Annotated in this window: 1 protein-coding gene (running past one end of the window); it reads left to right on the top strand. The window is 71.1% G+C overall.

Going from position 1 to position 8,379, the window contains the following annotated elements; translation table 11 throughout:
- Positions 1-8,379 carry part of the coding region annotated (locus D7X74_RS04485) for a non-ribosomal peptide synthetase (RefSeq protein ID WP_147446468.1) on the top strand (this coding region is incomplete at its 5' end). Its footprint extends 23,737 nt past the window's final position, so 8,379 of the 32,116 annotated nt are shown.

The raw sequence follows: 8,379 nt of genomic DNA, 5'->3' as shown, positions 1-8,379 counted from the left end.
GGTGCCCAGGGACCGGCCGCTGCCGCTGTCCTTCGCGCAGCAGCGCCTCTGGTACCTCCAGCAGTTGGATCCTTCGAGCGGCGCGTACAACAACGCGACCACGTTCCGCCTCACCGGCGAGCTGGACATCAACGCGCTCCAGGCCGCGCTGAACGCGCTGGTGGCCCGGCACGAAGTGCTGCGCACCACGTACTCGCTCGCGGGTGACTCCGCGGTGCAGGTCATCCACCCCGCGCGGGGGTTGCCCCTGCCGATGGTGGACGTGCCCGGCGACACGCCCGAGGCCCGTCAGGCGGAGCTGATCCGCATGTGCCAGGAGCACGCCTTGCTCCCCTTCGACCTGGAGAAGGTCGTGATCCGCGCCACGCTGTTGCGCGTGGAGCCGAAGGTGCACGTGCTGGCGATGGTGCTGCACCACTCGGTGTCCGACGCGTGGTGCACCATGGTGCTCGCGCGCGAGCTGACGGTGCTCTACGCGACGATCAGCGCGGGCATGGAATCGCCGCTGCCTCCGCTGCCCATCCAATACGCGGACTACGCGGTGTGGCAGCGCGACTGGCTGGAAGGCGGCGTGCTGGAGGAGCAGGTCTCCTGGTGGAAGCAGCGCCTGATGGGCGCGCCCGCGCTGGAGATGCCCACGGATCGGCCGCGTCCGGCCGTGCAGTCCTTCGCGGGCTCGGTGTACCGCTTCCAGTTCCCAGCCGACGTGGCCGAACCGCTGCTGGCGCTCAGCCGCCGTCAGGGCGCCACGTCGTTCATGGTGATGATGGCGCTCTTCCAGACGCTGTTGTCGCGCTACTCGGGTCAGGCTGACTTCGTGGTGGGCACGCCCATCGCCGGCCGCACGCGTCCCGAGGTGGAAGGCCTGCTGGGCTGCTTCCTCAACACCCTCGCCTTCCGCTCGAAGCTGGAGGGTTCGCCGTCGTTCAACGAGCTGCTGGTCCGCGTGCGCACGCAGGCGCTGGAGGCCTACGCGCGCCAGGACGCGCCGTTCGAGAAGATCCTCGACACGCTTCAGTTGCCGCGCGACCTGAGCCGCACGCCGCTGTTCCAGGCCATCCTGAACGTGCTCAACACGCCGGAGGCCAAGGCCCAGTTGCCGTCGCTGGAGCTGAGCCCGGTCGAAGTGCCCATGGACGCGGCCAAGTTCGACCTGGGCCTGGAGGTCTGGGAGCACCGCACCGGCCTGTCCTGCCGCTTCGAGTACTCCACCGCGCTCTACGACGAAGCCACCATCGTGCGGATGGCGGAGCACCTCATCGGCATTGCCCGCGAGGCCGTCGCGGCACCGGACGTCCCGCTCGCGCACCTGCCGCTGCTGAACCCGGCCGAGCGCCAGCAGATCCTCGTCGACTGGAACGCCACCCGGGGCGAGTACCCGCGCGAGGCGTGCATCCAGGACCTCTTCGTGGCGCAGGCCGCGAAGCGCCCGGACGCCATCGCCCTGGAGTTCGGGGACACGCGCCTGACGTACGCGGAGCTGGATGCGCGCACCAACCAGTGGGCGCACCTCTTGCGCCAGCACGGCGTGGGCCCGGACGTCCTGGTGGCGGTGTGCCTGGATCGCTCCGTCGAGCTGATCGTCGCCCTGCTCGCCATCCTCAAGGCCGGTGGCGCGTACCTGCCGCTGGATGCCTCATACCCGGCGCAGCGTCTGGCCGCGATGCTGGAGGACGCGCCGCCCAGGCTGCTGCTCACCACGCGCGCGGTCCGCGTGGGCCTGCCCGTGGATGACGCCCTGCCCTCCCTCTTCGTGGAGGAGCTGCGGTTGGACGAACAGCCCACGTCGCCCGTGCACGCGGGAACGCATTCGCGCCACCTGGCGTACGTGGACTTCACGTCCGGAAGCACCGGCCGTCCCAAGGGCGTGGCGGTGGAACACCGGGGCGTGCTGCGCCTCTTGCACAACGCGCCCTACGCGCACCTGGGCCCGGATGAGACGTTCCTCCTCATCGCGCCCATCTCCTTCGACGCCTCCACGCTGGAGGTCTGGGGACCGCTGCTCTTTGGCGGTCGCCTCGTCGTCTTCCCGCCCCGTTCTCCGTCGGACCTGGACCTGCTGGCGCACGTCCTCCAGCACCACCGCATCACCACGCTGCACCTGACCGCGGGACTCTTCGCGCAGGTCGTGGACCTCAAGGCCGAAGCGCTCAAGGGCGTGCGGCAGATGCTCACGGGCGGCGACGTCGTCTCCGCGCCGCACGTGCGTCGCGTGGTGCAGGAGCTGGGCATCCCCGTCACCGCCTGCTACGGCCCGACGGAGACCACCCTCTTCGCCTCCACGCACCGGATGACGAACGCGGCCCAGGTGGGGAAGAGCATCCCCATTGGCCGGCCCATCGCGGACACGCAGCTCTTCGTGCTGGATGCCCACGGGCAGCCGGTGCCGGCCGGGGTCCCCGGTGAGCTGTTCATCGGTGGTGATGGCCTCGCGCGCGGCTACCTGTCGCGTCCGAACCTGACCGCCGAGCGCTTCGTCCCGAATCCCTTCGCCACCACGCCGGGCGAGCGCCTCTACCGCACCGGAGACCTGGCGCGCTGGAAGCCGGACGGGGTGATGGAGTTCCTGGGTCGCGCGGACAACCAGGTGAAGGTGCGTGGCTACCGCATCGAGCTGGCGGAAGTGGAAGCCGCCCTGCGCGCTCATGCGGAGATCCGCGAGGCCGTGGCCGTCGTGCGCGAGGACGTGCCCGGCGACAAGCGGCTCGTCGCCTACTTCGTCGCGAACCAGGACCTGGACCCGGTGGAGCTGCGCAAGTTCCTGCTGCAGCGGCTGCCGGAGTACATGCTGCCCTCGGCGTTCGTGCCGCTCGCGGCCCTGCCCCTGACGGCGAACGCGAAGGTGGACCGCAAGGCGCTGCCGGCCCCGGAGGGCCTGCGCACCACGAAGCGCGAGTACGTCGCCCCCCGCACGGAGATGGAGCAGCGGCTGGCCACGGTCTGGGCCCAGGTGCTGCGCGTCGAGCGCGTGGGTGTGGACGACAACTTCTTCGAGCTGGGCGGCGACTCCATCATCAGCCTCCAGGTCATCGCGCGCGCCCGTCAGGCCGGCGTGCAGTTCTCCGTGCGCGACATCTTCCAGAACCCCACGCTGGGGGCCCTGGCCACCAAGGCCCGGGTCAGCGCGGGCAGCCTCGCGGAGCAGGGACCCGTGGTGGGCGAGGTGCCCCTCACGCCCATCCAGTTGGAGCTGCTGGAGCGCGACCCCGAACACGCCCACCACGCCAACCAGCCGCTGCTGCTGCGGGCCCGTCAGCCCCTCCAGGCGGCGTACCTGGAGCAGGCGCTCCAGTTGCTCATCTCCCACCACGACGCCCTGCGCCTGCGCTTCACCCGCGAGGACGCGTCCTGGCGCCAGCGCAACGCCTCGCCCGAGGACTCGCCGTTCCAGTTGCTCCAGGTGGACCTGTCCGCGCTCCCGCCGGAGGCCCGTCCCGGCGTCATGGAGGAGCAGGCGAACCGCCTCCAGGCCGGCTTCGACCTCGCCCGGCCGCCGCTGGTGCGCGCCGCCCTCTTCCACTTCGGGCCGCAGGAGGATCAGCGCCTGTTGATCGTCATCCACCACCTGGTGGTGGACGCGGTGTCGTGGCGCGTGCTCGTCGAGGACCTGGAGGCCGCGTATCTCCAGCTGCTCGCGAAGCGTCCCCCCGTGCTTCCCGGCAAGACGACGTCCTTCCTGTCCTGGGCGCGCCGGCTGGGCAACCACGCCCTCTCCGACGCCCTGAACGCGCAGACGGCGCTCTGGCTGGACGACGCGCGCAAGGACGTGGCCCCGTTGCCCGTTGACGCGTCGGGCCCCAACACCCATGAGTCGCAGCGCTCCCTCTTCGTCGACCTGAACGCGGAAGAGACCCGGCTGCTCCTCCAGGAGACGCCGGCCGGCTGGCGCGCGCAGATCAACGACGTGCTGCTGACGGCCCTGGCCCTGGCCCTGCGCGAGTGGACCGGTCAGTCACGCGCGCTCGTCGACCTGGAAGGCCATGGCCGCGAGGAGCTGTTCGCGGACGCGGATGTGTCCCGCACCGTGGGCTGGTTCACGTCCGTGACGCCCGCGCTGCTGCGGCTGCCCACGAGCGGCACCCACGGTGACAGCCTGCGCGCGGTGCGCGATTCGCTGAGCCAGTGGACCGACCACGGCATCGGCTACGGGCTCTTGCGCTTCATGGGGCCTCGCGAGGTCCGCGAGCGGATGGCGGCCTTCCCCCAGGCGCAGGTGTCCTTCAACTACCTGGGCCAGCTCGACGGCGCGTCCGCCGCCAGCACCCTCTTCTCCCTGAGCGACGAGTCCATCGGCACGTCGGTGGCCCCCCAGTCGCTGCGGCCGCACGTGCTGCTCGTCACGGGCTCGGTGCAGGGAGGACAGCTGCGGATGGGCTTCGGCTACAGCCACCACCTGCACCACGCCTCCACCATCGAGACGCTGGCGCAGCGCTTCCTCGCGTCCCTGCGCACGCTCATCGCGCAGCGGCACTCGGAGGACTCGCGCCGCAGGACGCCGGGCGACTTCCCGCTGGCACGCATCACCCAGCCCGCGCTGGACGGGCTGATGGCCTCGCAGGGGGCCGGCATCGAGGACCTCTACCCGCTCTCCGCGCTGCAACAGGGCATGTTGTTCCACTCGATCTACGAGCCGGACGGTGCCTTCTATTTCGAGCAGCGCTCCTGGTCGATCCACTCGGCCGTGGACATCGAGATGTTCCGCAAGACGTGGCAGGCGGTGGTGGACCGCAACCCCGTCCTGCGCACGAGCTTCGTGTGGAAGGACCTGGAGGCGCCCCTCCAGGTGGTGCACGCGCATGCGCTGCTGCCCTTCGAGCAGCAGGACCTGCGTCACCTGTCGCCGGAGGAGCAGCAGCTCCGGCTGACGCAGTTGAAGGAAGCCGAGCGCACGCGCGGCTTCGACGTGGCGCGGGCCCCGCTGATGCGCATGCTGGGCGTGCGCCTGTCGGACACGCACTGGCGCTTCATCTGGAGCCACCACCACCTGCTGCTGGACGGCTGGAGCTCCGGCCTGTTCTTCCAGGAGGTCTTCGCCCTCTACGACGCCTTCCATGCGGGCAGGACGCCGCCTCCGTCCACGCGGCCTCCGTTCCGGGACTACATCGCGTGGTTGCAGAAGACCGACGTCGCCGCGGACGAGGCCTTCTGGCGCGGACAGCTCGCCGGCCTCACCGCCCCCACGCCCCTGCCCGCCGAACAGCCGGCCACGGTCGCGCAGGCCGGCGAGTCCACGCACCTGAGCAGCCACTGGCACTTCCTGCCGCCGGAGACCACCACGGCGCTCCAGGCGTTCGTGCGTCAGCACCAGTTGACGCTCAACACCCTGGCGCAGGCCGCGTGGGCCCTGGTGCTCGCGCGCTACGCCGGCACGCAGGACGTCCTCTTCGGCACCACGCTGGCGGGCCGTCCTCCGGAGCTGGAGGGCTCGGACGCGATGCTGGGTCTGCTCATCACCACGCTGCCGGTCCGCATCCGGCTGCCCGAGGAGCACGCCCCCGTCCTGCCCTGGCTCCAGTCGCTCCAGGCGCAGCAACTGGGCATCCAGCAGCACCAGCACACGCCGCTGGTCACCGCGATGGGCTGGAGCGACATGCCGCGAGGCTCGCCGCTCTTCAACTCGCTGCTCGTGTTCGAGAACTTCCCCCTCGATGAGTCCCTGTTGAAGCGCTCCACGGCGCTCGACATCCGCGACCTCCAGTCCGGGGAGAGCAGCCACTACGCCCTCACGGCGTCGGTGATGCCGGGCAACCGGACCCAGATGCATCTGGCGTACGACTCGCACCGCTTCTCGCTGGAGTCGATCCGTCGCGTGCTGGTCCACTGGACCCAGGCGCTGGTGTCGCTGACCGCGCCCGCGGCCCGGCTGGCGGACGTGTCCCTGCTCTCACCGGCCGAGCGTCAGCAGGTGCTGGTGGAGTGGAACACCACGGCCGGGGGCTACCCGGACGTCCGCATCCACGACCTCTTCGAGCAGCAGGCCGACCTGCGCCCGGACGCCATCGCGCTGGAGTTCGCGGAGCAGCGGCTGAGCTACGCGCAGTTGGACGCGCGGGCCAACCAGCTCGCCCACGCGCTGCGCCAGCACGGCGTGGGACCGGACTCGCTCGTCGCGCTCTGCCTGGAGCGCTCCGTCGAGCTGATCGTCTCCCTGCTCGCCATCCTCAAGGCGGGCGGCGCCTACGTGCCGCTGGATGCCTCGTACCCGGCGCAGCGCTTGGCCGCGATGCTGGAGGACGCGCCGCCCCAGGTGCTCATCACCTCGCGCGCACTGCGCGCCACCCTGCCCGTCGCCCAGGAGGTGCCCTGCCTCCTGGTGGAGGACCTGCGTCTGGACGAGCAGCCCACGTCCCGTCCCGTGACGGCCACGCAGCCGCGCCATCTGGCGTACGTGGACTTCACGTCGGGAAGCACCGGCCGTCCCAAGGGCGTGGCCGTGGAGCACCGGGGTGTGCTGCGCCTCCTGCACAACGCGCCCTACGCGAAGCTGGGCCCGGATGAGACGTTCCTCCTCATCGCCCCCATCTCGTTCGACGCCTCCACGCTGGAGGTCTGGGGACCGCTGCTCTTCGGCGGTCGGCTCGTCGTCTTCCCGCCCGTTCCGCCCACCGACCTGGACCTGCTGGCCCACGTCCTCCAGCACCATCGCGTCACCACGCTGCACCTGACCGCGGGCCTCTTCGCGCAGGTGGTGGACCTCAAGGCCGAAGCGCTCAAGGGCGTGCGGCAGATGCTCACGGGTGGCGACGTCGTCTCCGCGCCGCATGTGCGTCGCTTGGTGCAGGAGCTGGGCATCCCCGTCACCGCCTGCTACGGCCCGACGGAGACCACCCTCTTCGCCTCCACGCACCGCATGACGGACGCGGCCCAGGTGGGGAACACCATCCCCATTGGTCGGCCCATCGCGGACACGCAGCTCTATGTGCTGGACGCCAACGGCCAGCCGGTGCCCCCGGGCATCCCGGGCGAGCTGTTCATCGGCGGTGATGGCCTCTCGCGCGGCTACCTGTCGCGTCCGGACCTGACCGCCGAGCGCTTCGTCCCGAACCCCTTCTCCACCACCGCCGGTGAGCGCCTCTACCGCACGGGAGACCTGGCGCGCTGGAGGCCGGACGGGGTGATGGAGTTCCTGGGCCGCGCGGACAACCAGGTGAAGGTGCGTGGCTACCGCATCGAGCTGGCGGAAGTGGAAGCCGCGCTGCGCGCCCACGCGGACGTGCGTGAGGCCGTGGCCGTGGTGCGCGAGGACGTGCCCGGCGACAAGCGGCTGGTGGCGTACGTGGTCCTGCACCAGGACGTCGAGCCGGCCGCGCTGCGCGCGTTCCTGGCGCAGCGGCTGCCGGAGTACATGCTGCCGTCCGTTTTCGTTCCCCTCGCGGCCCTGCCCCTGACGGCGAACGCGAAGGTGGACCGCAAGGCGCTGCCGGCCCCGGAGGGCCTGCGCACCACGAAGCGCGAGTACATCGCGCCCCGCACGGAGATGGAGCAGCGGCTGGCCACGGTCCTGGCCCAGGTGCTGCGCGTCGAGCGCATCGGCGTCGAGGACAACTTCTTCGAACTGGGCGGCGACTCCATCATCAGCCTCCAGGTGGTCGCGCGGGCGCGTCAGGTCGGCGTGCAGCTCTCCGTGCGCGACCTCTTCCAGCACCCGACGCTGGGAGCCCTGGCGGTCGTAGCCAAGGAGAGCACGGTCAGCCTGGCGGAACAGGGCCCCGTGGTGGGCGAGGTGCCCCTCACGCCCATCCAGCTCGATCTGCTGGAGCGCGACCCTGAACACGCCTACCACTTCAACCAGCCGCTGCTGCTGCGGGCCCGTCAGCCCCTGCAGGCGGGCCCCCTGGAAGAGGCCCTGCGGCTGCTGCTGTCCCATCACGACGCCCTGCGCCTGGGCTTCAGCCGGGACGCGGGCGCGTGGCGTCAGCGCAACGCCGCCCCGGACGAGGCTCCCCTCTCGCTGATCCAGGTGGACCTGTCGTCGCTCCCCGCCGGTGACCGGCTGGGCGCCATGGAGGCGGAAGCCCGTCGTCTCCAGTCCAGCTTCGACCTGTCCCGGCCGCCGCTGGTGCACGCCGCCCTCTTCCACTTCGGACCTGACGAAGCCCAGCGCCTGCTGCTCGTCGTCCACCACCTGCTGGTGGACACCGTCTCCTGGCGCGTGCTCGTCGAGGACCTGGAGGGCGCGTACCAGCAACGGCTCGCGGGCCGGTCGCCCGTGCTGCCCGCGAAGACGACGTCCTTCCTGGCCTGGGCGCGCAAGCTGGAGGCGCACGCCCTCTCCGACACGCTCTCCGTGCAGACGCGGCTCTGGCTGGACGAAGCACGCCAGGACATCGCCCCGCTGCCCGTCGACGCTTCGGGCCCCAACACCTTCGAGTCGAGCCG

Origin of the sequence: Corallococcus sp. CA047B (assembly GCF_003612065.1) — a bacterium.
In the GTDB taxonomy this organism is placed as follows: domain Bacteria; phylum Myxococcota; class Myxococcia; order Myxococcales; family Myxococcaceae; genus Corallococcus; species Corallococcus praedator.
This window is presented reverse-complemented; position numbering and strand designations above follow the sequence as displayed.